Annotated in this window: 26 protein-coding genes and 1 other RNA gene; 19 read left to right on the plus strand and 8 right to left on the minus strand. The window is 65.5% G+C overall.

Annotated features, from left to right (window positions below; all coding sequences use genetic code 11):
• The 6 genes from ACSDHM_RS06880 to ACSDHM_RS06905 all read left to right on the plus strand — a co-directional run bounded on the left by ACSDHM_RS06880 (position 1) and on the right by ACSDHM_RS06905 (position 4,819).
• A complete protein-coding gene (locus tag ACSDHM_RS06880) occupies positions 1–483 on the plus strand; it encodes a lysis system i-spanin subunit Rz (protein WP_439426797.1) in 483 nt (160 codons plus the stop codon).
• Positions 484–766: 283 nt separating this feature from the next.
• Positions 767–1,954, plus strand: a complete 1,188-nt coding sequence (locus ACSDHM_RS06885) for a phage tail tip fiber protein (RefSeq protein WP_439426798.1) — start codon at positions 767–769, stop codon at positions 1,952–1,954.
• Positions 1,954–2,343, plus strand: a complete 390-nt coding sequence (locus ACSDHM_RS06890; RefSeq protein WP_439426799.1) for a hypothetical protein — start codon at positions 1,954–1,956, stop codon at positions 2,341–2,343. Before ACSDHM_RS06885 ends, ACSDHM_RS06890 begins: the two co-directional genes overlap by 1 nt.
• Before the next feature lie 308 nt (positions 2,344–2,651).
• The gene (locus ACSDHM_RS06895; protein WP_439426800.1) at positions 2,652–3,080 is read left to right on the plus strand and encodes a hypothetical protein; all 429 of its coding nucleotides are present in this window, start codon (positions 2,652–2,654) and stop codon (positions 3,078–3,080) included.
• Between the two features lie 158 nt (positions 3,081–3,238).
• The gene (locus ACSDHM_RS06900; protein ID WP_439426801.1) at positions 3,239–3,814 is read left to right on the plus strand and encodes a hypothetical protein; all 576 of its coding nucleotides are present in this window, start codon (positions 3,239–3,241) and stop codon (positions 3,812–3,814) included.
• A 72-nt stretch (positions 3,815–3,886) separates the two neighbouring features.
• Positions 3,887–4,819, plus strand: a complete 933-nt coding sequence (locus tag ACSDHM_RS06905) for an SOS response-associated peptidase family protein (RefSeq protein WP_439426802.1) — start codon at positions 3,887–3,889, stop codon at positions 4,817–4,819.
• Between the two features lie 104 nt (positions 4,820–4,923).
• Here the strand turns inward: ACSDHM_RS06905 and ACSDHM_RS06910 are convergent, their stop codons facing one another.
• Positions 4,924–5,766 carry a hypothetical protein gene (locus ACSDHM_RS06910; protein WP_439426803.1) on the minus strand — a complete coding sequence of 281 codons (843 nt, stop codon included), beginning with the start codon at positions 5,764–5,766 and terminating at the stop codon, positions 4,924–4,926.
• 248 nt (positions 5,767–6,014) lie between these two features.
• On the opposite strand from ACSDHM_RS06910, the gene ACSDHM_RS06915 reads away from it, so the two are divergent.
• The gene (locus tag ACSDHM_RS06915; RefSeq protein WP_439426804.1) at positions 6,015–6,527 is read left to right on the plus strand and encodes a hypothetical protein; all 513 of its coding nucleotides are present in this window, start codon (positions 6,015–6,017) and stop codon (positions 6,525–6,527) included.
• Between the two features lie 3 nt (positions 6,528–6,530).
• On the opposite strand, the gene ACSDHM_RS06920 is transcribed toward ACSDHM_RS06915, so the two are convergent.
• Positions 6,531–7,736, minus strand: coding sequence for a tyrosine-type recombinase/integrase (locus ACSDHM_RS06920; RefSeq protein ID WP_439426805.1), 1,206 nt, complete (start codon positions 7,734–7,736; stop codon positions 6,531–6,533).
• Positions 7,737–7,899: 163 nt separating this feature from the next.
• Positions 7,900–8,253, minus strand: a transfer-messenger RNA (tmRNA) gene (gene ssrA / locus ACSDHM_RS06925).
• 220 nt (positions 8,254–8,473) lie between these two features.
• Here ssrA and ACSDHM_RS06930 point away from each other — a divergent pair.
• Complete coding sequence (locus ACSDHM_RS06930) at positions 8,474–9,046, plus strand: hypothetical protein (RefSeq protein ID WP_334271454.1); 573 nt, start codon at positions 8,474–8,476, stop codon at positions 9,044–9,046.
• Between the two features lie 75 nt (positions 9,047–9,121).
• Here the strand turns inward: ACSDHM_RS06930 and smpB are convergent, their stop codons facing one another.
• Positions 9,122–9,625, minus strand: coding sequence for an SsrA-binding protein SmpB (gene smpB / locus ACSDHM_RS06935; RefSeq protein WP_005416174.1), 504 nt, complete (start codon positions 9,623–9,625; stop codon positions 9,122–9,124).
• Between the two features lie 57 nt (positions 9,626–9,682).
• On the opposite strand from smpB, the gene ACSDHM_RS06940 reads away from it, so the two are divergent.
• Entirely contained in the window at positions 9,683–10,108 is a 426-nt protein-coding gene (locus tag ACSDHM_RS06940) for a type II toxin-antitoxin system RatA family toxin (protein WP_061477941.1), read from the plus strand.
• A 3-nt stretch (positions 10,109–10,111) separates the two neighbouring features.
• The gene (locus ACSDHM_RS06945; RefSeq protein WP_439426806.1) at positions 10,112–10,369 is read left to right on the plus strand and encodes an RnfH family protein; all 258 of its coding nucleotides are present in this window, start codon (positions 10,112–10,114) and stop codon (positions 10,367–10,369) included.
• A 34-nt stretch (positions 10,370–10,403) separates the two neighbouring features.
• Here ACSDHM_RS06945 and ACSDHM_RS06950 read toward each other — a convergent pair whose 3' ends face one another.
• Positions 10,404–10,796 (minus strand): outer membrane protein assembly factor BamE, encoded by a 393-nt coding sequence (locus ACSDHM_RS06950; protein ID WP_005409234.1) that lies wholly within the window; start codon positions 10,794–10,796, stop codon positions 10,404–10,406.
• A gap of 103 nt (positions 10,797–10,899) precedes the next feature.
• On the opposite strand from ACSDHM_RS06950, the gene fur reads away from it, so the two are divergent.
• Positions 10,900–11,316, plus strand: coding sequence for a ferric iron uptake transcriptional regulator (gene fur, locus ACSDHM_RS06955; RefSeq protein WP_014646807.1), 417 nt, complete (start codon positions 10,900–10,902; stop codon positions 11,314–11,316).
• 58 nt (positions 11,317–11,374) lie between these two features.
• On the opposite strand, the gene ACSDHM_RS06960 is transcribed toward fur, so the two are convergent.
• Positions 11,375–12,619 (minus strand): SGNH/GDSL hydrolase family protein, encoded by a 1,245-nt coding sequence (locus ACSDHM_RS06960; protein ID WP_439426807.1) that lies wholly within the window; start codon positions 12,617–12,619, stop codon positions 11,375–11,377.
• 97 nt (positions 12,620–12,716) lie between these two features.
• Here ACSDHM_RS06960 and ACSDHM_RS06965 point away from each other — a divergent pair, with 97 nt between their 5' ends.
• Complete coding sequence (locus ACSDHM_RS06965) at positions 12,717–13,634, plus strand: LysR family transcriptional regulator (protein ID WP_111007561.1); 918 nt, start codon at positions 12,717–12,719, stop codon at positions 13,632–13,634.
• A gap of 134 nt (positions 13,635–13,768) precedes the next feature.
• On the opposite strand, the gene recN is transcribed toward ACSDHM_RS06965, so the two are convergent.
• Complete coding sequence (gene recN, locus ACSDHM_RS06970; RefSeq protein ID WP_111007560.1) at positions 13,769–15,430, minus strand: DNA repair protein RecN; 1,662 nt, start codon at positions 15,428–15,430, stop codon at positions 13,769–13,771.
• A 115-nt stretch (positions 15,431–15,545) separates the two neighbouring features.
• On the opposite strand from recN, the gene hrcA reads away from it, so the two are divergent.
• The 4 genes from hrcA to dnaJ all read left to right on the plus strand — a co-directional run bounded on the left by hrcA (position 15,546) and on the right by dnaJ (position 20,572).
• Entirely contained in the window at positions 15,546–16,610 is a 1,065-nt protein-coding gene (hrcA, locus tag ACSDHM_RS06975; RefSeq protein WP_005416180.1) for a heat-inducible transcriptional repressor HrcA, read from the plus strand.
• Between the two features lie 63 nt (positions 16,611–16,673).
• Positions 16,674–17,189 (plus strand): nucleotide exchange factor GrpE, encoded by a 516-nt coding sequence (gene grpE, locus ACSDHM_RS06980; RefSeq protein ID WP_061477936.1) that lies wholly within the window; start codon positions 16,674–16,676, stop codon positions 17,187–17,189.
• A gap of 181 nt (positions 17,190–17,370) precedes the next feature.
• The gene (gene dnaK, locus ACSDHM_RS06985; protein ID WP_005416183.1) at positions 17,371–19,293 is read left to right on the plus strand and encodes a molecular chaperone DnaK; all 1,923 of its coding nucleotides are present in this window, start codon (positions 17,371–17,373) and stop codon (positions 19,291–19,293) included.
• Between the two features lie 154 nt (positions 19,294–19,447).
• Positions 19,448–20,572, plus strand: a complete 1,125-nt coding sequence (dnaJ, locus tag ACSDHM_RS06990; RefSeq protein WP_072168303.1) for a molecular chaperone DnaJ — start codon at positions 19,448–19,450, stop codon at positions 20,570–20,572.
• A gap of 122 nt (positions 20,573–20,694) precedes the next feature.
• Here the strand turns inward: dnaJ and ACSDHM_RS06995 are convergent, their stop codons facing one another.
• Positions 20,695–21,492, minus strand: coding sequence for an AraC family transcriptional regulator (locus ACSDHM_RS06995; protein ID WP_065179663.1), 798 nt, complete (start codon positions 21,490–21,492; stop codon positions 20,695–20,697).
• Positions 21,493–21,564: 72 nt separating this feature from the next.
• Here ACSDHM_RS06995 and ACSDHM_RS07000 point away from each other — a divergent pair, with 72 nt between their 5' ends.
• The 3 genes from ACSDHM_RS07000 to ACSDHM_RS07010 all read left to right on the plus strand — a co-directional run bounded on the left by ACSDHM_RS07000 (position 21,565) and on the right by ACSDHM_RS07010 (position 25,356).
• On the plus strand, positions 21,565–22,764 hold the full coding sequence (locus ACSDHM_RS07000) for an MFS transporter (RefSeq protein ID WP_072168302.1): 1,200 nt from the start codon (positions 21,565–21,567) through the stop codon (positions 22,762–22,764).
• Between the two features lie 562 nt (positions 22,765–23,326).
• Positions 23,327–24,235: a pyridoxal kinase gene (pdxY, locus tag ACSDHM_RS07005; protein ID WP_061477932.1), complete on the plus strand. Its 909-nt coding sequence runs from the start codon at positions 23,327–23,329 to the stop codon at positions 24,233–24,235.
• A complete protein-coding gene (locus ACSDHM_RS07010; RefSeq protein ID WP_088497661.1) occupies positions 24,232–25,356 on the plus strand; it encodes a prephenate dehydrogenase in 1,125 nt (374 codons plus the stop codon). The genes pdxY and ACSDHM_RS07010 overlap by 4 nt, the downstream gene beginning before the upstream one ends.
• The last annotated feature ends 234 nt before the right edge of the window (positions 25,357–25,590 follow it).

The following is a 25,590-nucleotide window of genomic DNA, read 5'->3' on the forward strand; positions in this document are numbered from 1 at the left end:
GTGAAGCGCATCGCAATCTACCTGCTGGTGTTCGTCGCATGGTCCGCTGGCATGTTCGGTGCTGGCTGGGCCTGGCGCGGTGATCGGGCTCAGACCGGGGAAGCCCGACAGCAAGCCAGCACCAGCGCTGGGCAGGTCCAACAGCTCAGCGAGACCCGTGCTGCAGAGCACAGCCAGGCCGAAGCGCTGGCCACCATCGGAGCCAAGCATGAAGAAGACCGCACTGCGGCCACGGCCGTCCCTGCTGCTGTTGCTGCTGGCGTGCGTGATGGCAGCCTCCAGCTGCGCGACGACCTCGCCACCTGCAACACCGCTCGCCTGTCCGAAGCCGCCGCCGGCGCCCTCAAACGTGACCAGGCAGCCCAACTACGAGCAGAGGTCGCGGGCGCTCTTGTTCAAATCGGGCGAGACGCCGATGACCACGTCCGTGCATGCCAAGCCGTGATCACCGCCGACCGCGCCAGCGACGACGCAGCGCCTTGACGAGGATTGCCGTGAGCGCTCCAGCGACGCCAGAAGCGGCCGCCCCGACCAACGTGAAGATCAGTTGCCAAAGTAGTTCAGACATTTCGAGGTTGTTCCGTTCAAGGGGTGAAGCGACGTTGGCACGGGTCTCCACACGGATTCCCGACTATTTGCGTGTAGGGCCTGCGTCTACAGGTTGCCGGGTGCCACTCTGGCTTCCCACTTCCGCGATTTCCGGTCGCCTCCGCATGGTGGCCTCGCTCCAGAGCCCTTCCCACTTGCAGAATTTCCGCCCCCGACCATGGCCAAGACCACACCCGCCCGGGCAGCGCCGTTGACACCGAAACAGCAGCGGTTCGTCCAGGAGTACCTGCAGGATCACAACGGCACCCAGGCGGCCATCCGCGCCGGGTACAGCGAGAGCACCGCGAGGCAACAGGGCTCACGGCTTCTGACCGAGTCGAGCACGGACGTGACCGAGTACGACGCGTACTTCTCCGGCCTCATCAACAAGAGCGCGCTGGGGCAGGAGCTGCTGTCCGAAATCGAGAGCATCAGCAGCATCGTGCCGTTGATCTGGGACGCAGATGCCACGTATGAGCCGGGCCAGACCGTGGTGCACAACGGCAAGATCTGGTTGTGGACCGACGCCGACCCCGGCAATGAGGAACCGCCAGGCACGAAGTGGAAGAGCGTGGGCGACGCTGTGGCGGAGGCCGGTGCGTTGGTCGGGCGGATCGACCAGCTGGAGCTGGACGTTACGGAGATCGACGGCAAGGTTACCGCGGTGGGCAACCGGGTGGACGGCCTGGTCGCGCAGTACAGCGCCGAGCATGCGGGCGATGAGGACTGGAACGCAGGCGATGAGGACTCGTTTGCCGGCACGATCACCACGCTGACGGTCATCGCCAGTGGCGACTATGCGCTGGGCCGGCGCGTGGATACCACCGAGGCGGCGGTGGGCGAAACCCGGGCGATGGTGCAGGCGACCAGCCAAGCCTTGGTGGATGTGAATGGCAAGATCAGCGCCTCCTACAGCCTGAAATTGCAGATCGCCGCCAACGGGCAGTACTACGCGGCCGGTATGGGGATTGGCATCGAGAATCAGCCGGACGGCAGCTACCAGAGCCAGGTGCTGTTCACGGCCGATCGCTTTGCGTTCGTCAACCTAGTCAACGGGCAGCTGACCTCGCCGTTCGTGATTCAGGGCGGCCAGACCTTCATCAACCAGGCGCTGATCGGCACCGCGTGGATCGCCAGCGCCAAGATTGCCGATGCGGCGATCACCAACGCGAAGATCAGCGGGGTGATCCAGTCCGATGACTACGTCGCAGGCCAGACCGGCTGGAGGATCGACAAGGCCGCTGGCGGCGGATTCCAGTTCAACGGAATGGTGGCCGGCGGGTATCGCCTCAACATCACCAACCAGGGCGTCTACATCTACTACCCGAACGGCAACCCGGCCGTCGAACTTGGAGTGCTGCTGTAATGGCCGATGTGGGTCTGCGAGTGAGGAGCGAGAGCGGGTATGTGGAGACTACGGTCACCACGCGCCTGACCAAGATCATCGGGTCATACACGTTCCCGCTCTACAACCCGGTCAACTCCAACAACAAGTGGATCGCGCCGCCCGAGGCAAACGGGGGGCTCATCGTCAATGACTTTTCCGGCGGTGAGCCCTTCTACTACTTCACCTGCGAGGGCCAACGATCAGTGTACGGAATGCTGGTTCCATCGGTGACCATCTCCGGGAACAGCATCAACTGGAGCTGGGACCCTGACGTGGTGAACTTCCACGTCAGGATGGAGATGTTTCCGAGCAAGCCCACGACGGATACCGTCGGCGGCATCACCCTTCACTACGGGATCTACAGCTGATGGCCGTCGGACTTCGCGTGCGGAACCAAGGGACCGGGCAAATCCAGATTGGGGCCGGCTACCGGAACCTGCAGTTGGCCGAGTCTGGAACCCGGGATACAGGAACATTCTCCGGTGGCGCGACCGCTGGATCCCCTCCCTTTGCGTCTTGGCCAGGGCGAGGGGTTCTTGCCTCCACCAACGGGACAACGAATCTCCACGTCTGCCGCTACATCAATGATTCCGTTGGGACCACCACGGGGTTTACTCTGGTTCAGAGCGGCGTGACGTGTTACGTGTATGCGTCAAGCCAAGCGCCGAACAAGACGATGGAGTACTACACGTTCAGTGCTGCTCAACGTGAAGCATCCGGCCCCGTCGGACTACGGATGCGCGGTGAGGATGGCTCTGTGTTCTACGACTCAAGGCGGAAGGGCCTTCGCGTGCTCCAGGTAGTGCCGTTGCCCACGGTCGCAGGGCCTCCGGTCCAAATTGGCCAGTTCTTCCCTGGCGTGAAGATTGGCATTGCCATTCCATCGCCGCGTTTCTACTACTTCGCACAGTCGCAAGACCGCTGCACGATGACAGCCGACTACTTACACATGACCAGCGACAACCGGATCTTCATCTCCAGACTGGAAGTGATGCAACAGACGTTGATCACCAACACCTTCCCGGTCGGTGGTGTGACGATGGGGCCGCAGAACGCCACGATCTTCATCGTGGACCTGACCGAGGTGCCGCTGGGGTTCGGTTGATGGCGGAGTCGCACGGATGGTGATCGATCTTGATTGGGAAATGCTCGATTTGTGGCTCTAAAGTCTCCTCACCTTGAATTGGATCACAACGAGGATAGTCAGGGCTCTGTAGCATCGGCTTGCGGGCAAGACGCTCGTAAGGATAGAAAAGGATCATCGTGAAGCTTTCAACCGTTCTATTGTCGCTCGGTCTTTCGGTGTCGGCGGTTTGCTCCGCTCAGTCGACTGCCTCGAATGGAGAGCCGGTTCTTCCTGTTGATGCTCGCGAAGTTGCCAGTCTGCTGGCATCTCCGTTAGACGCTCGGCCATCAGGTTTTACAAGTCGAGAGACTTTCAGGTTCTTCAACTCAAGTCAGAAGGGGCACTTCTCATATCACGAGATGCCTCAGAACTGGGGGAAGCTCGGCTGGCGCAACGAAGGCTCGCTGGGCTTCGTTTCCACGACATACTTCGAGAACGCGCGGCCCATGTACATCTGTGCGATGTACGATCCATCGTGGAACAACCACATTGTCAAGTACTTTAGCTCGAATGATCCGGGCTGTGAGGGTTATCATCCGATTGAATGGGGCTATTTTGAAGGATACCTCTCTTCAACTCAGGTTCCTGGCACGGTGCCGCTCTATCGCTGCTACATAGAGGCGACAAAGGATCATTTCGACACTCACTCGTCGAATTGCGAGGGTGAGCCTGCGGCAAAGCTGGAGCTCGTGCTCGGTTACATCTTCTTGTGATACCAACGCCGCTTAGCCAAGTGCTGAGCGGCTTCACTCGATCACGACAATGGGCGCGGTCAGATTGCGCCCATGTGCTATTCCGCCCAGATCACCGCCGCGTATCAGAAGCTGGTTAGGATGACCGGCGCCACCCTGTCGCTGCAGGAGTTCGCTGCGCTCTATGCCCATGACCCGGGCAAGAAGCGACCCAAGACCCCGAAGGCCATGGACGACGCTTTCCGAGGCGGGGCAAGCCCGGCAGAGCTGGCGGTGTGGGCCGAGGTCGAGCAATGGAACAGGGCCGAAGCCACCATCCTGGAGCAGGAGCTGTTCGCCAACCGCAAGCGGCTGGCCGACGCCGAGCGGGCGCTCCAGGTGAAGGAGACGAAGAAGGCCCGGGAGGACGTTCGGATTGCCGGCAACAAGATCGAGCGGGCCAAGGCGCGGCTGGCAGACCTGCAGCGCGTCGAGCCGAAGGATCGCGACAGCCGTATCTTCCCCGGCGTCTACGCCCCGGTGATCGTCTCCGAGGGCGGAAAGCTGGTCATCAAGCCGATGCGCTACCAGTGCCGCCTGGCCGGGAAGCCGGCCAACTACGACCAGCGCTTCCCCGGCACCTACAACGCCCGCCGCGACAGCCTGGAGAAGTTCTGGGCGCCGGCGTTCGGACACACCCGCGGCCTGATGGTGGTCGACACCTTCTACGAGAACGTCGAGGGCCCGGACGGGAAGAACCAGGTGGTGCAGTTCACCCCGCGGACGGGCGAGCCGATGCTGGTCGCGTGCCTGTGGTCGCACTGGAAGGACCCGGCCGGCAAGGAGCCGGATCTGCTGTCGTTCGCCGCCATCACTGACGACCCCGAGCCCGAGGTGGCCGCCGCCGGCCACGACCGGACCATCATAAACATCAAGCCCGAGCACGTGGATGCCTGGCTCAACCCAGACCCGGCCAACCTGGACGCCCTGTACCGGATCTTCGACGACAAGCGGCACCCGTTCTACGAGCATCGCTTGGCTGCGTAAGCGGACACCCACATACATCCAGGCCATTTTGGGGTTCGACCACGTCGTGAGCCCCGACTGATTGTCAGCCACCACTTGGTAGATTAGGAGTTCTTGCCGTTTGGTTATTGTCGATTCTGCCCAGCTCTCGTCAACAGCGTTATGGCCTTTGACAACTCCGAATTATCACTCATTGCGGAGGCCAGTCGATTGGACGTCTCAAAGAGAATTGTCCGAATGGCTGTCGCATACTCAAGACACTCTTCGTCCTCGAGTGCATGAATTCCTTCGCTGAGAGCGGTGTGTAGAAGCGATATAGGGTTCTGGCCATTGATCAGCAAGGACGTCGGGATTGCGTGCTTGATCGATTGCAGTGACTTGGAGAATTGGGTTTCCTTCTTCGCTCTTTCAAGGTCATCAATCACCGGGTCATTGGGTAAGGTCGCGCGAAGCACACGAATGAACTCGTCAAATAGCCGCCCCTTCTGGTTCTCTATGACCCTCCGGTAGTATGCAAACGCGCCAACTCCCAAGCCCAGGGACTCTGCTCGGCGTCCCTTCAAGAATGCGTCGCGGTCAGGCCCTACCAGTGTCATCGCCTTTGCTGGGATTGGAGGGCCGAATGCCGGCTCCTCGCCAAACTTCATCGCCTGAAACGTTATCCCGCCCTGGTCCCCAATCATTCTCTTTATCTGTAATGCGAATACCTTGGAGGAGCTTGAGCAATCGCAGCAGACGTAATGGTAGTAAGCTCTCGATATGTTGAGTTCATCAATACGGCCCAGGACGTTGTAAGTTGATGTCGTTCTGAAGAAGCGATCGCCGCCGCAGTGTTCGGAAGAGCAGTGAAGGCGGATCCGTGGTAGCGCAGCCTGAAGGCCGGAGTGAATTGGGTTTATGAACCATTTCTCAATGTCTAAAGAAACGCCGGGTGGGACGTTGGCGAGAAGATTGGCGAGACTTTCCATATCTGTTCTGAAATCGACTGGTTCGTCCTAGATTAGCCTCTAATGGACGGCCATCACCAGTGCGGGTCGAGTAGTTGAACGGCTTGTGGGGTACAGAATGATCTTTGCCCTCTTTGCCCTCTTTGCCCTCTTTGCCCTCTTTGCCCTCTTGACCTGATGCGGCGCGCTGGGGGCCTTGCATGCCTTCATCCATGCGTTTGTGATGGCATTTCGCAGGATCTGCGACGGCCGGCCGTATCCTTTCGGGCATGCTCCCCTCGCACGGCTACCAAGGCTTCCGCACCGCCCCCATCCCCTCTGGCTGGGTCCAGACCGGCGAGCGCTGGGCGCTTTGGTACAACGGCCGGGAGACGGCCGGCGTCGAACCCGATGGCGGGCCTGGGGTGCGCCTATGGCTGGAAGGCCACAAGTTTTGGGAAGTGAAGGAAGCGCGCGCCGCCAACGTCCGCCAGGCGAAGCGCTACGCCGAGCGCTGGTGCGCCGCCAGGCTGTATCCCGATCTGCCCCTGCGCCAGGCGGTTGCCCGGCTGACCGACAGCACCCTGATCCAGCCCGAGCCGCCGCTGCCCGGCCTGCCGCCGACCCGCGAGCAGCAGCAACAGGCCCGGCGCCTGGCCGAGGCTGGAGCGAACGAGGTCGAGCGGATCAAGGCGGCGCTTGAGCCGCGCAAGCCGCCGGCAGAGACGAAACCCCGAGCGAGGGACGCTCGCACCAAGGCGTGGGTGAGGGCAGGGCTGCAGCAGCTACGGCGCGGGGTGTAGGCGTCAGGCAACCCGCAGCTGCACCACATTCCCATCGCGCAGCCGGTCCAGGTAGTCCGCCCACTCCTGAATCATCCGGATCCGTTCATCGAGATGGGTCGTGCGGTTGTAGGCGCGTCCGTTCGGGTCGCGCACGGCATGCGCCAGCTGGTGCTCGATGATGTCCGGGCGGAAGCCCAGCACCTCGTCCAGCAACGTGCGCGCGGTGGCGCGGAAGCCGTGACCCGTCACAGTGTCCTTGTCGAAGCCCATGGCGCGCAATGCTGCCAATACCGCCACCTCCGACATCGGACGATCCTTCTTACCCCTGGCGGGGAACACGTACTTTCCCGACTCGGTGTAGGGCTTCAGCTCGCGCAGGATCTCAACGGCCTGGCGCGCCAGCGGCACGATGTGAGGCTGCCGCATCTTCATACGTGCTGCCGGGATCGACCACAACCCCGCATCCAGATCCATCTCCGCCCACTCGGCCTGCCGCAACTCCCCCGGACGCACGAAGACCAAAGGCGCCAGCTTCAGCGCCGCGCTGACGATACCGGCACCACGGTACGCGTGTAGGGCGCGGAGCAGGCCGCCCAGCTGGACCGGGTCTACCACCGCGGCGTGGTTCCGTTCTGGAGGCGGGACCAGGGCGCCGCGTAGGTCCCCGACGGGGTTCCGCTCGGCTCGGTCGGTCGCCACGGCGTAGCGCATGACCTGGCCGCAGTTCTGCATGACGCGGTGCGCGGACTCGAACGCCTGGCGCTCCTCCATCTTGCGGGCGATCTTCAGGAAGTCAGAGGCCTTCAGATCGGCAGCGCGCAGCTTCCCGATGTGGGGAAAAACGTCATTCTCGAACCAGGCCTGGACCTTCTTGCTGTACGTCGGCACCCAAGGGCGGGCCTTAAGCCACTCCCGGGCAATCGCCTCGAAGCTGGAAGCAGCATCCACGACGGCGGCCGTCGCTGCGGCCTTCTTGTGCTCGCCGGGGTCCACCCCGCTGCGCAGCAGACGCCGGGCATCGTCTCGCGCGTCTCTGGCGCTGGCCAGGCTCACGTCGGGGTACAGGCCCAGCGCAAGCACCTTCTCCTTGCCCCCGAAGCGATACTTCCAGCGCCAGCTCTTGGCGCCGGCAACAGTGACGTAGAGGTACAGGCCGCCGGCGTCGGACAGCTTCTGCGGCTTGTCGGCTGGCTTCGCGCGGCGGATCGCGAGGTCGGTCAGGGGCATGGGGGTATCGGCTTTTTGTGGGCGGTGCGATACCCCTAGATATACCCCCACCGTCTCATAGCCTGCAACGGAACGGCATGGACAACCATGGAAAACGAAAAAGCCGGAACCCCTTATTTGACGAGGGATTCCGGCTTTTCGTCGACCCTTACGGACCCGGTATTGGTGGAGGTGGGCGGAATTGAACCGCCGTCCGAAGGCACTCCATCCCCAGCACTACATGCTTAGCTCACCGTTGGATCTCGTCCCCGAACAGCACGGTGCGCAAAGCGCATCCGGGAACCAGCCTGTTGTGTTCTAGTGCCGGACTGACAGGCAGCCGTCCAGCGCGATTCCATGATAGTGACTCTACACCGCGAGCATGGACACAAGCGGTTTCGAGGCTTAGGCCTTAAGCGGCCAGAGCGTAGTTGTCGTCGTTGGCAACTAGAGTTTTGCAGCTGGATTTACGAGGAAAGCTACCCCCTCGGCATGCGCCAGGCGACTTCACAACCCCCGTCGAAACCAATGCACCCCCGGTTTCTTCAAGTTCTGCAAGGTACAAGGCCTGTTTCGTGTCGCCACGGTCAGTGCCTGCCCAACAGTGGCAATGCTACGGCAAAACAGCTGAACAGTCACCTTGGCAATCCACAACAAGTTGTAGAGCCTCCGTCATAGCGGATTGGTAACGTCATGGGCACGAATTTGCGACACACTGGCGGCGACCATCCGGGCCAGGACAAACACGGAGACTGTGGGTGACCGAGGCAAGCCAACAACGCAGCCTGCGACAGCTGGTCGGACCCGTCGGGGCCGACTACCAGCGGCGCGCGCTGCCGCCTGGTTGGGTCTGGGCCGTGCTGGGTGTGCTGCTTGCGGCCACCGCGCTGACCGAACTGCCGGCCACAGCGGCCGCAGCACTGGTCGCCAGTGCGGTGGTGGTGCATTGGTCGCAACGCGGTCGCATCCATTGGCTGGGCTGGCGTCTGCCCGGCATGGCGGTGTTGGCGGCCCTGCTGTGGGGGCCGGAAGTGCTGTCGCAGTGGTTCGAGCACGGGCTGGCCGTGGTCCTGATGTCGCTGGCCAGCCTCAGCATCGGCGTGCATGTGTGGCAGTCGCGGCAGCTGGCGCGCCAGTTGCAGGGCGCTGCCGATTCGCTGGATGACGCCCAGTTGCTGGCCCTGTTGCCGGCCGATGCGGCCCAGATGGCACAGCAGTGGCGCGCGGGCGATGACCGGCATGCCCCGGAACTGGCAGTGGTGATGCACCTGGCCGTGATGCACGCGGCGCTGGCACCGCGCATGCGCGGGCAGGGCATGCTGGCGGGGTGACCCGCCTTTTGTAGAGCCGAGCCTGCGCTCGGCTGCCCTTCTTGCCGAAGCCGAGCATGGCTCGGCGCTACAGCCTTACGCGTCGCGGTTGCCGCGACGCATCACACGCTGCTTCTCGATCGCCCAGTCGCGGTCCTTGGCGGCATCGCGCTTGTCATGGGTCTGCTTGCCCTTGGCCAGCGCGACTTCGAGCTTGATCTTGTTCTTGCTCCAGTACATCGCAGTGGGCACGATCGTGTAGCCATCGCGCTCGACCTTGCCGATCAGCTTGTCGATCTCGTTCCGGTGCAGCAGCAGCTTGCGCTCGCGCCGGTCATTGGCCACCACGTGGGTGGAGGCCTGGATCAACGGGGTGATCTGTGCGCCGATCAGGTAGATCTCGCCGCGCTTCACATAGGCGTAGGCGTCGATGATGTTGCCGCGGCCTGCGCGGATCGACTTGACCTCCCAGCCCTGCAGGGCGAGGCCGGCCTCGAAGCGCTCTTCGATGTGGTACTCGTGGCGGGCACGCTTGTTCAACGCGATGGTTTTGTTGGCCGTCGCGCTCTTTGCTTTATCCTTGCCGCTGTTCTTGCTCATTTCCGTATTGTCTCCGATTCGGGCCCGCCCGGTCGATTGCCGAAACGTCCTGTATTCATGCCTACTATCCGCCGCAGCGCCCTGGTCGAACATTCGGCCGCGCGCATGTTCGACCTGGTCAATGATGTCCAGGCCTATCCGAGCCGTTTCCGCTGGTGCTCGGCTGCCCAGATCATGGAGCAGGGCGAGGACCGCCTGGTGGCGCGCCTGGACCTCGGCCTGGGCTCTTTCAGCACCTGGTTCCAGACCGAAAACACGCTGCGGCGACCGCACAGCATTGATATGCAGCTGCGCGATGGCCCGTTCAAGCAGCTGCACGGCCGCTGGGAATTCCATGCGCTGGCCGAGGATGCCTGCAAGGTCACCCTGACCCTGGAGTTCGAACCCAGCTCGCGCCTGCTCGGTCCGGCGCTGGCGATCGGCTTCCAGGGGCTGGCCGATCGCATGGTCAACGATTTCGTCCGCGTCGCCGACGAGGGCTGAGCGATGATCGAAGTCGAGGTGGTACTGGCCTGGCCGCAGCGGGTGCTGTCGTGCCGACTGAAACTGGAGGAGGGTGCCACCGTGGCCGACGCCATTGCCGCTGCGGCGCTGGAAGGCAGTGCCGATTGTCCCGCCGTCGCCGTGCATGGCGTACTGGCACGCCCGCACCAGGTTCTGCTGGACGGCGACCGCATCGAACTGCTGCGCCCGCTGCTGGCCGATCCCAAGGACAACCGCCGGCGTCGCGCGCTCGGCGGTTGATTCCGGCAGCCGTACCTGCGGACGGGCAGGGGGCTCAGCGGCCCTTCTTCTTCTTGTCCTTCGGCAGATTGCGGCCGAACTGGCGCACGGTCTGCTGGGCCAGGGCCTTGTCGTTGCCCGGGAAGTAATCGCCTTCCCAGCGGGTCACGGTGTCATTCTCGAAGAACACCACGAAGTTCTTCACTTCGGTACGGCCCAGGCGGTTCACGCGCTGGCTGGACGTGTAGTCCCAGCGCTGGGCGTGGAACGGGTCGGGAATGGACGGGGTGCCCAGCAGCGCGGTGACCTGCTGCTTGCTCTGCCCGACCTGCAGCTTGGCCACGGCATCTTCCCGGATCAGGTTGCCCTGATAGATGGGTTGCTTGTAGATGATGCCGCACCCGGTGGTGGACAGGGCGACGGCGGCGACCAACAGGAGATTGCGCATCGGGACTGGCGGTTGGGGAAATCAAACCGATGATACACTCCCGGCGTGCCACCGCGACCCAATCCGAGGCAGCTGGCGCTAAATCGCCAATGAACGGAGACCTATGGAAACCCACGACCTGCGTAAAGTCGGCCTGAAGGTGACCCATCCGCGGATGCGGATCCTGGCGCTGCTCGAGCAGCGCAATGCCCAGCACCACCAGCATCACATGACCGCCGAAGACATCTACCGCCAGCTGCTCGAGCATGGCGACGAGATCGGCCTGGCGACCGTCTACCGGGTGCTGACCCAGTTCGAGGCTGCCGGCCTCGTGCTCAAGCACAATTTCGAGGGCGGCCAGGCGGTCTACGAACTGGACCGTGGCGGCCACCACGACCACATGGTCGACGTGGACAGTGGCAAGATCATCGAGTTCGAAAGCCACGAGATCGAGGAGCTGCAGCGCAAGATCGCCGCAGACCATGGCTACGAGCTGGAAGAGCACTCGCTGGTGCTGTACGTGCGCAAGAAGCGCAAGTAAGCCGTTCCGGCCAGCTGGATGCGACGAAACCCCGGGCCTGGCCGGGGTTTTTCGTTGCTTACGGTAGATCCACGCCATGCGTGGATGGCCCCATGAGCACCTCAAGATCGACCGCCTCGGCCATGGCCCGGTTGCCGGCATCACCCGGGTGGAGGTGGTCGCCGGAGTCGTAGGCGGCGGCCATCCGTGAGGGATCGGCCGGGTCGCGCAGCGCCGCGTCCAGGTCGATCACTGCGTCGAACGGGCTGTCCGTGCGCAGCCAGGCATTGATCCGCTGGCGCAGGGCATCCTTGTCCGGGTGGTAGTAGTCGTCCAGTGGCGTGCCGGGCAGGGCGTCGGCAAACGGCGGCAGGGTGGCGCCAATGATCCGCACGCCACGATGGCGGGCCTGTTCTGCCAGCGCGCGATACCCCGCCTGCAGTTCGGCCAGCGTGGGCCGGGCTTGGTTCCGGGCGAATGCGGTACCTGGCCAGCTGATGTCATTGATGCCCATCAGCACGATCACACTGGATACCGCAGGCTGGTCCAGCGCGTCGCGCCGGAAGCGGACCAGGGCGGATTCACCCATGCCGTCGCGCAGCAGCCGCCCCCCGGAAATGCCGGCGTTCACCACGGCTATGCCCCGCGCTGCCAGGCGCGCGGCCAGATGATCGGTCCAGCGCTGGTCCTGGTCGAGGCTGGCGGTGGCACCGTCGGTTATCGAATCCCCGATCACCACCACGCTGCGCGCGTCGGCGCCGGCCTCGACGTCAATTCCGGTCAGCAGCAGGCGGGCGGTGGTGCTGCTGGCTGCGTTCAGGGCCTGGGCCCGGCTCTGGTCGCCGGGGGCGATCCAACTGGTCTGGCGGCCTGCCCAATGGAACGTCTGAACGGTTGCCGGCCCCGGCACAAAGACGCTGACCTGCACTGCCTGGCGGTCATCCGTGGCCAGCGGGAGCGGATCGCTCAGCTGTTCCTCACCGGGCCCGATCAACACCCCGGGCTGGCCGCCGAAGCTGAGCGGTTGCGGGATGGCGCCCGCGCGTGCGGCCACGCTGGCTGCTCCGATCCGCAGCGGCTGGGTGCCGTAGGCATTGCTCAGCCGCACCCGCAGCCGCGGGCCGCCCAGGCTGATGCGCGCCGTCTGGCGGAAGGTCTGGTCCTGCAGTGTGGCCGGGACCAGGGTCGGGAACAGGAAATCCGCGTTCCAGACCGGCTGCGGGCTGGCCTGCCAGCTGGCGACCCAGTGCGGGGCGGATGCGGCACTGGCGGCGCCGGACACGGCGAGCAGGGCGGTGGCGGTGAGCTGGCTCAAGCGGTTCATCGGGCAGTCCCGAGTGGAGGGACCGCCATGGTGATTCCGTGCTTATCTGTGAACTAGACTGCGCATGGACAATCATCTGTGAACTGGATTCATTGCCATGGCGCGACCTGACATCAACCGATCCGGCGAACTGGAAGTGTTCGTGCGCGTGATCGAGACCGGTGGCTTTTCCGCTGCGGCCCGCACGCTGGACATGACGCCGTCGGCGGTCAGCAAGCTGGTGGCGCGGCTGGAGCATCGGCTGGGCACGCGCCTGCTGCAACGCTCCACCCGCCAGCTGCAGCTGACCCCGGAAGGCTGCGCGTTCTATGAGCGTGGCCTGCGCGTGCTGGCCGACCTGGAGGAGGCCGAGCGTTGTGCCAGCGCCCATGCCGAGCCGCGCGGGCGGCTGCGGGTCAACTCCAACGTGCCGTTTGGCCGCCATTTCCTGTTGCCGCTGCTGCCGGCGTTCCTTGAGCGTAACCCGCAGGTGGGCGTGGACCTGACCCTCAACGACGAGGTGATCGACCTGCTTGAGCAGCGCACCGACGTGGCAGTGCGGGCCGGGCCGCTGAAGAGCTCCAGTCTGGTGGCGCGACGGCTGGGCGCGACGCGGATGATGATCGTGGCTGCACCGGCCTACGCGCAGCGGCACGGGCTGCCACGCACTGCCGAGGAACTGCAGTCGCACAACCGGCTGGACATCGGCCACGCGCGTGCGATGCAGGGGTGGCCGTTGCTGCAGGAGGGGCGCGAGCGGATGCTGCTGCCCAGTGGCAATGCCCGCGCCAGCAACGGCGATGCGCTGCGCCAGCTGGTGCTGGGCGGGCTGGGCATGGCGCGGCTGGCGGCATTCCAGGTGCAGGAGGACATTGCTGCCGGGCGCTTGCTGCCGGTGCTGGAAGAGGCCAATCCCGGTGACCTGGAAGAGGTGCACGCGGTGTTCCTGGGGCAGGGCGGTTACCTGCCGCTGCGGGTGCGCGCGTTCCTCGATTTCCTGGTGGAGAACGTGGATCTGGCGCGGCCGTTGGGGTGATACGGGTAGTGCCGGCCGCTGGCCGGCAACCTCACGATCATCGTCCACCGGTGTTGGGTTGCCGGCCAGCGGCCGGCACTACCGTGCGGGTGGGTTGTAGATCCACGCCATGCGTGGATAACCGTGAACAGGCCTCAGGCCTGCAGCAGCTTGCGGGCGGCGGCGCGCGCTTCCTTGCTCACTTCCACGCCGCCGAGCATGCGCGCCAGCTCTTCCTCGCGCGCCTTGTTGTCCAGCTTTTCCACTGCGCTCTGGGTCATGCCTTCCACCGGGGCCTTGCTGACCCGGTAATGGGCATGGCCCTTGGAAGCGACCTGCGGCAGGTGGGTCACGCACAGTACCTGGCGCTTCTCGCCGAGCGCGCGCAGCTTCTGGCCGACGATGTCAGCCACCGCGCCGCCGATGCCGGAGTCGACCTCGTCAAACACCATGGTCGGCACGGCATCCAGGTCCAGCGCGGCCACTTCGATGGCCAGCGAGATACGTGACAGTTCACCGCCCGAGGCCACCTTGCGCAGGGCGCGCGGCGGCTGGCCGGCGTTGGCCGCCACCAGGAACTCGACGCGCTCGGCACCCTGCGGGTCGGGCTTGCCGCTGTCCTGTGGCTCCAGTTCGATCAGGAACTGGCCGCCGCCCATGCCCAGCTCGGCGATGATGCTGGTGGTGGTGGCCGACAGTTCGGCGGCGGCGCTGCGGCGGCTGGCGGTCAGCACTTCAGCCTGTACGCGCCAGGCGGCGGCGGCCTTGTCGATCTCGCCGGCCAGGCGCTGCAGGCGCTCGTCGGCGCCACGCAGCTGCTCCACTTCGGCATGCATGCGCTCGCGCTGCGCGCCCAGTTCGTCCATCGGCACGCGGTGCTTGCGGGCCAGGTCGTGCAGGCGGCCGAGGCGGCGCTCGTTCTCCTCGAACTGTTCCGGGTCGGCGTCGAGGTCGTCGTGCACGCGATCAAGCAGCGACAGGGCTTCGTGCAGCTGGATCGAGGCGTTCTCGATCAGGCCGTCCACCTCGCCCAGGCGCGGGTCGTGCTCGACCAGCCGCGACAGCTCGTGGCGCACTTGCTGCAGCAGGTCCAGCGCGGAGCTGCCGTCTTCACCGTTGAGCTGGTTGCTGGCCGCCTGGCAGGCGCTCAGCAGGGCGCTGGCGTGGGCCTGGCGGCGGTGGCTGGCACCCAGTGCGGCGATCGACTCCGGTTCAAGGTCCTCGCGGTCCAGTTCGCGCAGCTGGTGCTCCAGGAAGCCGATCCGGTCACTGACGTCGCCCTGTTGCGACAACGCCAGCGATTCATCGACCAGTGCCTGCCAGGCCGCGGCGGCATGGCGCACCTGGCGGCGCTCGTTCTCGTTGCCGGCATAGGCATCCAGCAGGGCCAGCTGCGACGGGCGCGCCAGCAGCGCCTGCTGTTCATGCTGGCCGTGGATCTCCACCAGCAGCGAGGCCAGGTCGCCCAGCTGTGCCAGCGTCACCGGGCGGCCATTGATCCAGGCCCGCGAGCCGCCGTCGGCGCGGATTACGCGGCGCAGCTGGCATTGGTCCTCGTCGTCCAGCTCGTTGTCGGCCAGCCACTGGCGGGCGGCCTGCAGCTGCTCCAGCGCGAACTCGGCGGAAAGCTCGGCGCGTGCGGCGCCATGGCGGACCACGCCGCTGTCGGCGCGCAGGCCGGACAGGAAGCCCAGTGCGTCGACCATCAGCGACTTGCCGGCGCCAGTCTCGCCTGAAACCACCGTCATGCCTGGCCCGAACTCCAGTTCGGTGGCGCGGACGACGGCGAAATCCTTGATCGAAAGATGTCTGAGCATGGGTAAGGGGGTGTCAGCAGCCGCGCAACGCTAGCACGCGGGCGCGGGAGGTCCAATGACTTGCCAAGGCGATGCGCCGCCATTATCTAGTGTCCGTGTCTCACAGGTTGATTCCATGCACGGTTCTCCCGACCAGCTTGCCCCGCGTGCGCGCCACCTGCTGCGCACGCTGATCGCGCGATACATCCAGGACGGCGAGCCGGTCGGCTCGCAGACGCTGGCGCGCGTGGCCGGCCTGGAGGTCAGCCCGGCCACCATCCGCAACATCCTGGGCGACCTGGAGGATCTGGGCCTGCTGGCCTCGCCACATACCTCGGCCGGCCGCGTCCCGACCGCGCATGGCTACCGGGTGTTCGTCGACAGCCTGCTGCAGATGCAGCCGCCGGGCGAGGGCGAGCTGGCCCGGTTGCGCCAGGAACTGGCCGGCGGCGGCAGTACCCAGGCCCTGCTCGGCAGCGCCTCGGAGCTGCTGTCGGCGATGAGCCACTTCGTCGGCGTGGTCAGCGCCCCGCGGCGTGAGCAGTTCGCCTTCCGCCAGATCGATTTCGTGGCGCTGGACGGGCGCCGGGTGCTGGCGATCCTGGTATTTGCCGACAACGAGGTGCAGAACCGGGTGATCGAGACCCGGCAGGAGTTTGCGCCAGGCCAGCTGGAGCAGGTCGCCAATTACCTCAATGCGCATTTCGCCGGCCTGCCGATGGCCGAGATCCGTACCCGCCTGCTGCTGGAGCTGCGCGACGCCCGGTCCGAACTGGAGCAGTTGCTGGCCCACAGCATCGAACTGGCCGAGCAGGCCCTGCAGCCGGCGGCCGACGACATGCTGGTGGCCGGGCAGACCCGCTTGATGGGCGTGCAGGACCTGTCCGACCTGGAGCGCCTGCGCGAACTGTTCGAGCTGTTCTCCAGCAAGCGCGAAATCCTGCAGCTGCTGGAGCGGACCATCCAGGCGCCGGGGGTGCGCATCTTCATCGGCGAAGAGACCGGAATGATGCCGCTGCAGGGCGTCTCGCTGGTCACTGCCCCTTACACCGCCAATGGCCAGGTGCTGGGCGTGCTGGGCGTGATCGGTCCCAAGCGGATGGCCTACGACCGGGTGATCCCACTGGTCCAGGCCACCGCCGATGTGCTTGGCGCGGCCTTTTCGCCGGCCGGACGCACGCCGGGAACATCCGACGCTTGAAACGCAGCATCCCGCCCACACTAGGGTGGGTGGAGGCGGAGAGTGACCGCCAGGGACCCAGACATGAACCACGAACATCCAGATATCGAATCCCAGCAGAGTGCCGCCGATGCGGCTGCCACCGCCGGCGTCAACGACGAAGTCGAGCGCCTGCGCGCCGAAGTCGAGCAGGTCAAGGCCGATGCGCTGCGTGAGCGCGCCGACCTGGAAAACCAGCGCAAGCGTGTTGCCCGTGACATCGAGCAGGCCCGCAAGTTCGCCAACGAGAAGCTGCTGGGCGAGCTGTTGCCGGTGTTCGACAGCCTGGATGCCGGCCTGAAGGCCGCCGGCGACGACCCGCACCCGCTGCGCGAAGGCCTGGAGCTGACCTACAAGCAGCTGCTCAAGGTCGCTGCCGACAACGGCCTGGTCCTGCTGGACCCGATCGGCCAGCCGTTCAACCCGGAGCACCACCAGGCCATCAGCCAGGCGCCGACCCCGGGCGCTGCCCCGGGCAGCGTGGTGACCGTGTTCCAGAAGGGCTACCTGCTCAACGAGCGCCTGCTGCGGCCGGCGCTGGTGGTGGTGGCCGCCGACTGACCCTGCCGGGCCGGGCGGCGGGAATCACCTGCGACCCGGCCCGACGCTGAACGCGCCGGGCGACCGGAAACACAGCGTTCGGGAGGTGGCTTGAATGTTCCACGGGCCTCCCCCACATCGTATTCATCCACCGGCCGAACGGCCGGACTGACCCCAACAAGCATCCTCAGGAGTCTCCCCCATGGGCAAGATCATTGGTATCGACCTCGGCACCACCAACTCGTGCGTGGCGATCATGGACGGCGGCAAGGCCCGCGTCATCGAGAATTCGGAAGGCGATCGCACCACCCCGTCGATCGTCGCCTACACCAAGGACGGCGAAGTCCTGGTCGGTGCCTCGGCCAAGCGCCAGGCCGTGACCAACCCGAAGAACACCTTCTACGCGGTGAAGCGCCTGATCGGCCGCAAGTTCACCGATGGCGAGGTGCAGAAGGACATCGCCCACGTCCCGTACAGCATCCTGGCCCATGACAATGGCGATGCCTGGGTCGCCACCAGCGACGGCAAGAAGATGGCCCCGCAGGAAATCTCGGCCAAGGTGCTGGAGAAGATGAAGAAGACCGCCGAGGACTTCCTCGGTGAGAAGGTCACCGAAGCGGTCATTACCGTGCCGGCCTACTTCAACGACAGCCAGCGCCAGGCGACCAAGGACGCCGGTCGCATCGCCGGCCTGGACGTCAAGCGCATCATCAACGAGCCGACCGCGGCTGCGCTGGCCTACGGCCTGGACAAGGGCGACAACAAGGATCGCAAGATCGTGGTGTACGACCTGGGCGGCGGCACCTTCGACGTCTCGGTGATCGAGATCGCCAATGTCGACGGCGAGAAGCAGTTCGAAGTGCTGGCCACCAACGGCGACACCTTCCTGGGTGGCGAAGACTTCGACAACCGCGTCATCGAGTACCTGGTTGAAGAATTCAACAAGGACCAGGGCATCGACCTGCGCAAGGATCCGCTGGCCCTGCAGCGCCTGAAGGATGCTGCCGAGCGCGCCAAGATCGAGCTGTCCAGCGCCCAGCAGACCGAAGTGAACCTGCCGTACGTCACCGCTGACGCGTCGGGTCCGAAGCACCTGAACATCAAGCTGACCCGCGCCAAGCTGGAAGCACTGGTGGACGACCTGATCAAGAAGTCGATCGAGCCGTGCCGCGTCGCCCTGAACGATGCCGGCCTGCGTTCGAGCGACATCAGCGAAGTGATCCTGGTCGGCGGCCAGACCCGCATGCCGAAGGTGCAGCAGGCGGTGACCGAGTTCTTCGGCAAGGAACCGCGCAAGGACGTCAACCCGGACGAAGCCGTGGCACTGGGTGCGGCGATCCAGGGTGGCGTGCTGGGCGGCGACGTCAAGGACGTGCTGCTGCTGGACGTGACCCCACTGTCGCTGGGTATCGAAACCATGGGTGGCGTGTTCACCAAGATCATCGAGAAGAACACCACCATCCCGACCAAGGCCTCGCAGGTGTTCTCCACCGCCGAGGACAACCAGTCGGCCGTGACCGTGCACGTGCTGCAGGGTGAGCGCGAACAGGCCCGCTTCAACAAGTCGCTGGCCAAGTTCGACCTGTCCGGCATCGAGCCGGCCCCGCGTGGCCTGCCGCAGGTGGAAGTGTCCTTCGACATCGACGCCAACGGCATCCTGCACGTGTCGGCCAAGGACAAGAAGACCAACAAGGAACAGAAGGTCGAGATCAAGGCCGGTTCGGGCCTGTCCGAGGAAGAGATCGCGCGCATGGTCGCCGACGCGGAAGCCAACCGCGAGGAAGACAAGAAGTTCCAGGAACTGGTGCAGGCCCGCAACCAGGCCGACGCCCTGATCCACGGCACCCGCAGCGCCATCACCGAGCACGGCAGCAAGGTCGGCGGCGATGTCATCGGCAAGGTCGAGGCGGCGCTGGCCGACCTGGAAACCGCGATGAAGGGCGACGACAAGGCACAGATCGAAGCCAAGTCGAAGGCACTGGAAGAAGCTGGCCAGTCGCTGTTCGCCGCTGCTTCGGCCGACCAGGGCGGTGCCCCGGGTGCCGACGCCGGCAATGCCGGCAAGGCGCAGGATGACGTGGTCGACGCTGAGTTCACCGAAGTCAAGGACGACAAGAAGTCCTGATCCGGACCGACGCGGGACGCTGGCCACCAGCGTCCCGTTGTCGCATCAGGGTCCTGACCGCCCACCGGCGTGTCGGGGCGCCCGACGCAAGAGCGGACCTGGTTCCGCTCTTCCGCTTTGACGAATCCCGACTTTCCGGAACCCGATTCACGATATGAGCAAGCGCGATTACTACGAAGTGCTGGGCGTTGCCCGCACCGCCACCGACGACGAGCTGAAGAAGGCGTACCGTCGCTGCGCGATGAAGTTCCATCCGGACCGCAACCCGGGTGATGCGGCGGCCGAGGCCTCCTTCAAGGAGTGCAAGGAAGCCTACGAAGTGCTGTCCGACGGCAACAAGCGCCGCATGTACGACAGCCACGGCCACGCCGCGTTCGAGCACGGCATGGGCGGCGGCGGCCCGGGCGGCCCGGACATGAACGATATCTTCGGCGATATCTTCGGCAACATCTTTGGCGGTGGCGGCGGTGGTCCGCGCCAGGCCCGTCGCGGCGCCGACATCGGCTACGTGATGGAGCTGGATCTGGAAGAGGCCGTGCGCGGCGTCGAGCGCCGCATCGAGATTCCGACCCTGGCCGAGTGCGGCGACTGCGATGGCAGTGGCTCCGAGGACGGCAAGGTCGAGACCTGCAACGTGTGCCATGGCCGCGGCCAGGTGCGCATCCAGCGCGGCATCTTCGCCATGCAGCAGGCCTGCCACAACTGCGGCGGCCGTGGCCAGATCATCGCCAAGCCCTGCAAGACCTGCCACGGCAACGGCCGCGTCGAGGAAGACAAGGTGCTGTCGGTGAAGGTGCCGGCGGGCGTCGATACCGGTGACCGCATCCGCCTGCAGGGCGAGGGTGAAGCCGGGCCGGCCGGTACGCCGCCGGGCGACCTGTACGTGGAAGTGCGCGTGCGCGAGCATGCGATCTTCCAGCGCGATGGCGACGACCTGCACTGCGAAGTGCCGATCCGCATCTCGCAGGCGGCACTGGGTGACACCGTGCGCGTGGCTACCCTCGGCGGCGAAGCGGAGATCCGCATTCCGGCCGAGACCCAGACCGGCAAGCTGTTCCGCCTGCGCGGCAAGGGTGTGCGTTCGGTGCGCAGCCGCAGCGAAGGCGACCTGTATTGCCGCGTGGTGGTGGAGACTCCGGTCAACCTCACCACCGAACAGCGCAAGCTGCTGGAGCAGTTCGAAGCCACCTTCGTCGGCGAGGAAGCGCGCAAGCATTCGCCGAAGTCGGCCACCTTCATCGACGGCGTGAAGGGCTTCTGGGACCGGATGACGTCCTGAGTTTTTCAACCGAAGCGTTAAGCGGAAGCGCCGGGCCATGCCCGGCGTTCTCGTTTGCGATCTGCGATGGTTTCCGCCGGGCATGCGCCGCGATGGTGGATCCACGCCATGCGTGGACGGCGTTACCGGAAAAACGCCGCAGGTGTCTGCCCCAGCTGGCGCTTGAACATGCTGGTGAACGCGCTGGGGCTGTCGTAGCCCGTCGCCAGCGCGACATCGATGACCTTGTCACCGACCGCCAGCCGTTCCATCGCGGCCAGCAGCCGTGCCTGCTGCCGCCACTGGCCGAAGGTCATGCCCAGCTCGGTGGCGAAGCGCCGCTGGATGGTTTTCACGTCCACCTCCAGCGCCTGTGCCCAGTCCTGCAGTGTGGCGTCGTCGCCGGGGTGCTTCTGCAGGTGTTGGCAGATCCGCAGCAGGCGCGGGTCGCTTGGCGCAGGCAGGTGCAGAGGCAGCACGTCCATGCGATGCAGTTCGTCCAGCAGAAGGCGCACCACGCGGCCATCGCGGCTGTCCTCGATGTGCTCGCCCTTGACCAGCGTGGCGGCCTGCAGCAGCTCGCGCAGCAGGGGCGACACCTGCACCGCGAACGGCTCGGTCGGCAGGTGCGGGGCAAACGGCGGGTCGATGTACAGGCTGCGCATGTGCACGGCGGCGATGCAGTCCACCGCGTGCACCATGCCGGCCGGCATCCAGATCGCGCGGTTCGATGGCACCACCCAGCGCCCGACTTCCGACCGCACCACCATCAGGCCGGAGATGGCGTAGACCAGCTGGTGGCGCTGATGCTTGTGACCAGGGATGTGGGTACCTACGGGGTACTGGGTGACCCGATAGGTGACCGGGCGATGCAGTGGAACCTCCCGCCAGGGCGCGGCCGGATCGACGTCACTGGCTATGTCCTTTTTGCGATAGGGCATGACCTGAACGCGGCAGAAGGGAGGGAAGGGCAACCGTAGCATGCGGGGCTCGCCCCCAACCTGACTGCGTCCATGTCCACCCTGGCTTCTCCCGCAACGACCTCACGCCCGGCGGCCCCCGGCGTGCTGGCCGCCATTTCCACCTCGCACGTCGTCAACGACATGATGCAGTCGCTGATCCTGGCCATCTATCCGGTGATCAAGGGTGGCTTCAGTCTCAGCTTCACCCAGATCGGCCTGATCACGTTGACCTATCAGCTCACTGCGTCGATCTTCCAGCCGTTGATCGGTGTAGCCACCGACCGCCGCCCGGCACCGTATTCGCTACCGATCGGCATGGCCTCGACCTTGTGCGGCATGCTGCTGCTCGGCTTCGCGCCGAACTACGCGATGGTGCTGCTGGCAGCGGCAATGGTCGGCATCGGCTCGGCGATCTTCCATCCGGAGGCCTCGCGCATCGCGCGGCTCGCCTCGGGCGGCCGTCATGGCTTCGCGCAGTCGGTGTTCCAGGTGGGGGGCAATTTCGGTACCGCGTTGGGCCCCCTGATTGCGGCGGCAGTGATCGTGCCGTACGGCCAGCATGCCGCGTCGTGGTTCGCAGGCGCGGCCCTGATCGGCATCGCGCTGCTGACCTATGTCGGCCGCTGGTACGCGCTGCATCTGGGCACGCCGCGCCCAGCCAGTACCGCCTCGATGGCGCCGCGCCATCCACCACGCACGGTGGCCAAGGTGCTGGCGATCCTGCTGGTGCTGATCTTCAGCAAGTACTTCTACATGGCCAGCATCGGCAGCTACTTCACCTTCTACCTGATCCACCATTTCGGCATCCCGGTGGCGCAGGCGCAGCTGCACCTGTTCGCGTTCCTGGTGGCGTCCGCCGCTGGCGGCTTCCTCGGCGGCCCGTTGGGTGACCGGATCGGCCGCAAGCCGATCATCTGGACCTCGATCCTCGGCGTGGCGCCGTTTGCGTTGATGCTGCCGCATGCCGATCTGCTGTGGACCACGGTGCTCGCGGTACTGATCGGCTTCGTGCTGTCCTCGGCATTCTCGGCCATCGTGGTGTACGCGCAGGAGATGATGCCGCACCGCATCGGCATGGTGTCCGGCCTGTTCTTCGGTTTCGCGTTCGGTATGGGCGGGCTGGGTGCCGCCGTGCTCGGCCTGTTGGCGGACAGGACCAGCATCGAGTACGTCTACCAGCTGACCGCGTTCCTGCCGTTGCTGGGCATCGTGGCGGCGTGGCTGCCGCCGTCGCGGCCTGCTGCTCGCTGAGGGGGTTGGGTTGCAGGGCTTGCAGCCCTGCACCCGCAGAGGCAACGGCAACAGCCGAAGCGCGCTATCCGTGGATTGGCGGGGTGGGTCCGGTTGCGGGGGACGCCGTGAATACGTCCCTGCAGGCTCGGTCGCGCCATCCATGGCGCTCACGCCGCCGCAACCGGACCCATCCCGCCTTCGACAGTTTCCTGCGATTTGTCGGAACGGTGTACTGCTCTGGTAGGCGTCGACCTTGGTCGACACGGTAGACCCATGCCATGCGTGGATGAATTCATTCGATATCTGACAGATGTGTCGACCAAGGTCGACACCCACCAACAGCCGCAGTTACCAACAGCCGCGTGAACCTGTCGAAGGCGGGGCGGTGTCGGAGTGCGGGGTGTCAGCCGCATGGATGCGGCTGCCAAGCCTACACGCACGTACTTGCGGCGTCCCCGCATTCCGACACCGCCCCGCTACCCCACGGATAGCTCGCTTTTGCCGTTGCCGTTACTTGCAGCTTCGGCAGGTGCAGGGCTGCAAGCCCTGCCGAAAACCCCCTTGGGCGTAGAATGCGACCATGAGCGAATCCCTTGATAACCACCTGGTCCACGGCCGCCGCCAGCGGCCCGACGGCCCGTCGCCGATCGATGTCATCTCGGTCCAGTCGCAACTTGTCTACGGCCACGCCGGCAACAGCGCTGCCGTACCGCCGATGCGCGCGCTGGGCGTGCGCGTGGCAAGCATTCCGACGGTGCTTCTCAGCAACGCGCCGTTCTACGACACCACGCGTGGCCGCGTGCTGCCGGCTGACTGGTTCGCCGACCTGCTGCTGGGCACCCACGAACGCGGCCTGCCGCAGCGGGCGAAGATGCTGGTCTCCGGCTACTTCGGCAGCACCGCCAACGGTGCCGCCTTCGCAGACTGGCTGGACGACATCCTGCCGGGCTGCCCGCAGCTGCGCTATTGCCTGGACCCGGTGATTGGCGACACGCACACCGGCCCCTACGTGGAACCCGGGCTGGAAGCGATCTTCGCCGAGCGCCTGCTGCCGCATGCCTGGCTGGTGACGCCCAACGCTTTCGAACTGAATCGCCTGACCGGCATGCCGGCGCTGGCCGAGGCCGATGCCCTCGCCGCCGCGCGCACGCTGCTGGATCGCGGCCCGCATTGGGTGATCGCGCACAGCGTGGGCGGCACCCCGGGTGAACTGGTGACCCTGGCCGTCGGCCGCGAGGAAACCTGGCGCTGGACCTCGCCGCTGCTGCCGGTGGACGTGGCCGGTACCGGCGATGTGCTGATGTCGCTGGTGGTGTCGTTCCTGCTGCGCGGCGAATCGATGCAGCAGGCGATTTCGCGTGCGATTGCCGGCACCCATGCGGCGCTGGAGGCGACCCTGGACAACGGCTTCGAGGAATTCGACGTGGTCGCCGCCGCGCCGGCGGCGCTGGCCGAAGGAATGCGCTTCCGCGCCGAACGCGTGGCATGAGCGGCCTGGACCCACGCACGCCGCGCACGGTCGGCATCATCGGCAGCGCTGGCGCCTACGGGCGCTGGCTGACCCGCTTCTTCCAGCAGCACCTGCAGCTGCAGGTGATCGGCCACGATCCGGCCGACCCAGGTTCGCACACGCCGGAACACCTGCTGGCGCAGGCCGATGTGCTGGTGTTCTCGGCACCGATCCGGCACACGCCGGCGTTGATCGCCGAGTACGTGCGGCAATCGGCGGGCCGCGAGCAGGGCAGGCTGTGGCTGGATGTGACCTCGGTAAAGGAGGCGCCGGTGCAGGCGATGCTGGCCTCGCAGGCCGAAGTGGTTGGCCTGCACCCGATGACCGCACCACCGAAGGCGCCGACCCTGAAGGGGCGGGTGATGGTGGTCTGCGAAGCGCGGCTGCAGCTCTGGCAGGCGTGGGTCGATACGCTGTGCGCCGCGCTGCAGGCCGAGTGCGTGCGGGCCACGCCGCAGCACCACGACCAGATGATGGCGCTGGTGCAGGCGATGGTGCATGCCACCCATCTGGCCCAGGCCGGCGTGTTGCGCCAGTACCAGCCGCAGCTGGGCGATCTGGCTGCGATGATGCCGTACCGTTCGGCATCGTTCGAGCTGGATACGGCGATCATTTCGCGCATCCTGTCGCTCAACCCGGCGATCTACGAAGACATCCAGTTCGGCAACCCGTATGTGGCGCCGATGCTGGAGCGGCTGGTGGGCCAGCTGCAGGCCCTGCAGGCGCAGGTCGGGCAGGGGGACGATGGTGCACGTGATGCCTTCCGCGAGCAGCTCCTGTCGGCCAATCGCAGTGCTTTCGGTGAGCAGGCGCTGGCGGACGGCAACTATACGTTCGAACGCGTGGGCTATCTGCTGGCCGATCTGACCGAGCGCAACGCGCTGTCGGTGCACCTGCCGGAAGACCGGCCGGGCTCGCTGCGTGAGCTGCTGAATGTATTCGAGCAGCATCGCATCAGCCTGGCCTCGATCCATTCCTCACGTACGCCCGGCGGCGAAGTGCACTTCCGCATCGGGTTCATCGCCGGCAGTGATCCGGCCGCGATCACCCGGGCGGCTGCGGAAGTGGATGCCAGCGGCATCGGGCGGGTGCTCGGCTGACCACATTCATCCACAGGTGGTGTGGATGGATCCTGAGCAAATGTGTGGATAACCTCGCTCAGCCCTTGCTGGCAAAGGCTGTCAAGATGCCTGGCGAAAAATTGGCCACGCTTCTTTGTTGGGTCGAGCCATGCTCGACTCCTTTTGGCGACAAGCGTGTCGACCCAGGTCGACACCTACCAGAGCGGAGGATGGAGATCCGGTAGCGCGAGCGCGGAGCAGCACGAATGCGGT

This window comes from Stenotrophomonas sp. T8 (assembly GCF_051853085.1).
GTDB lineage: Bacteria > Pseudomonadota > Gammaproteobacteria > Xanthomonadales > Xanthomonadaceae > Stenotrophomonas > Stenotrophomonas sepilia.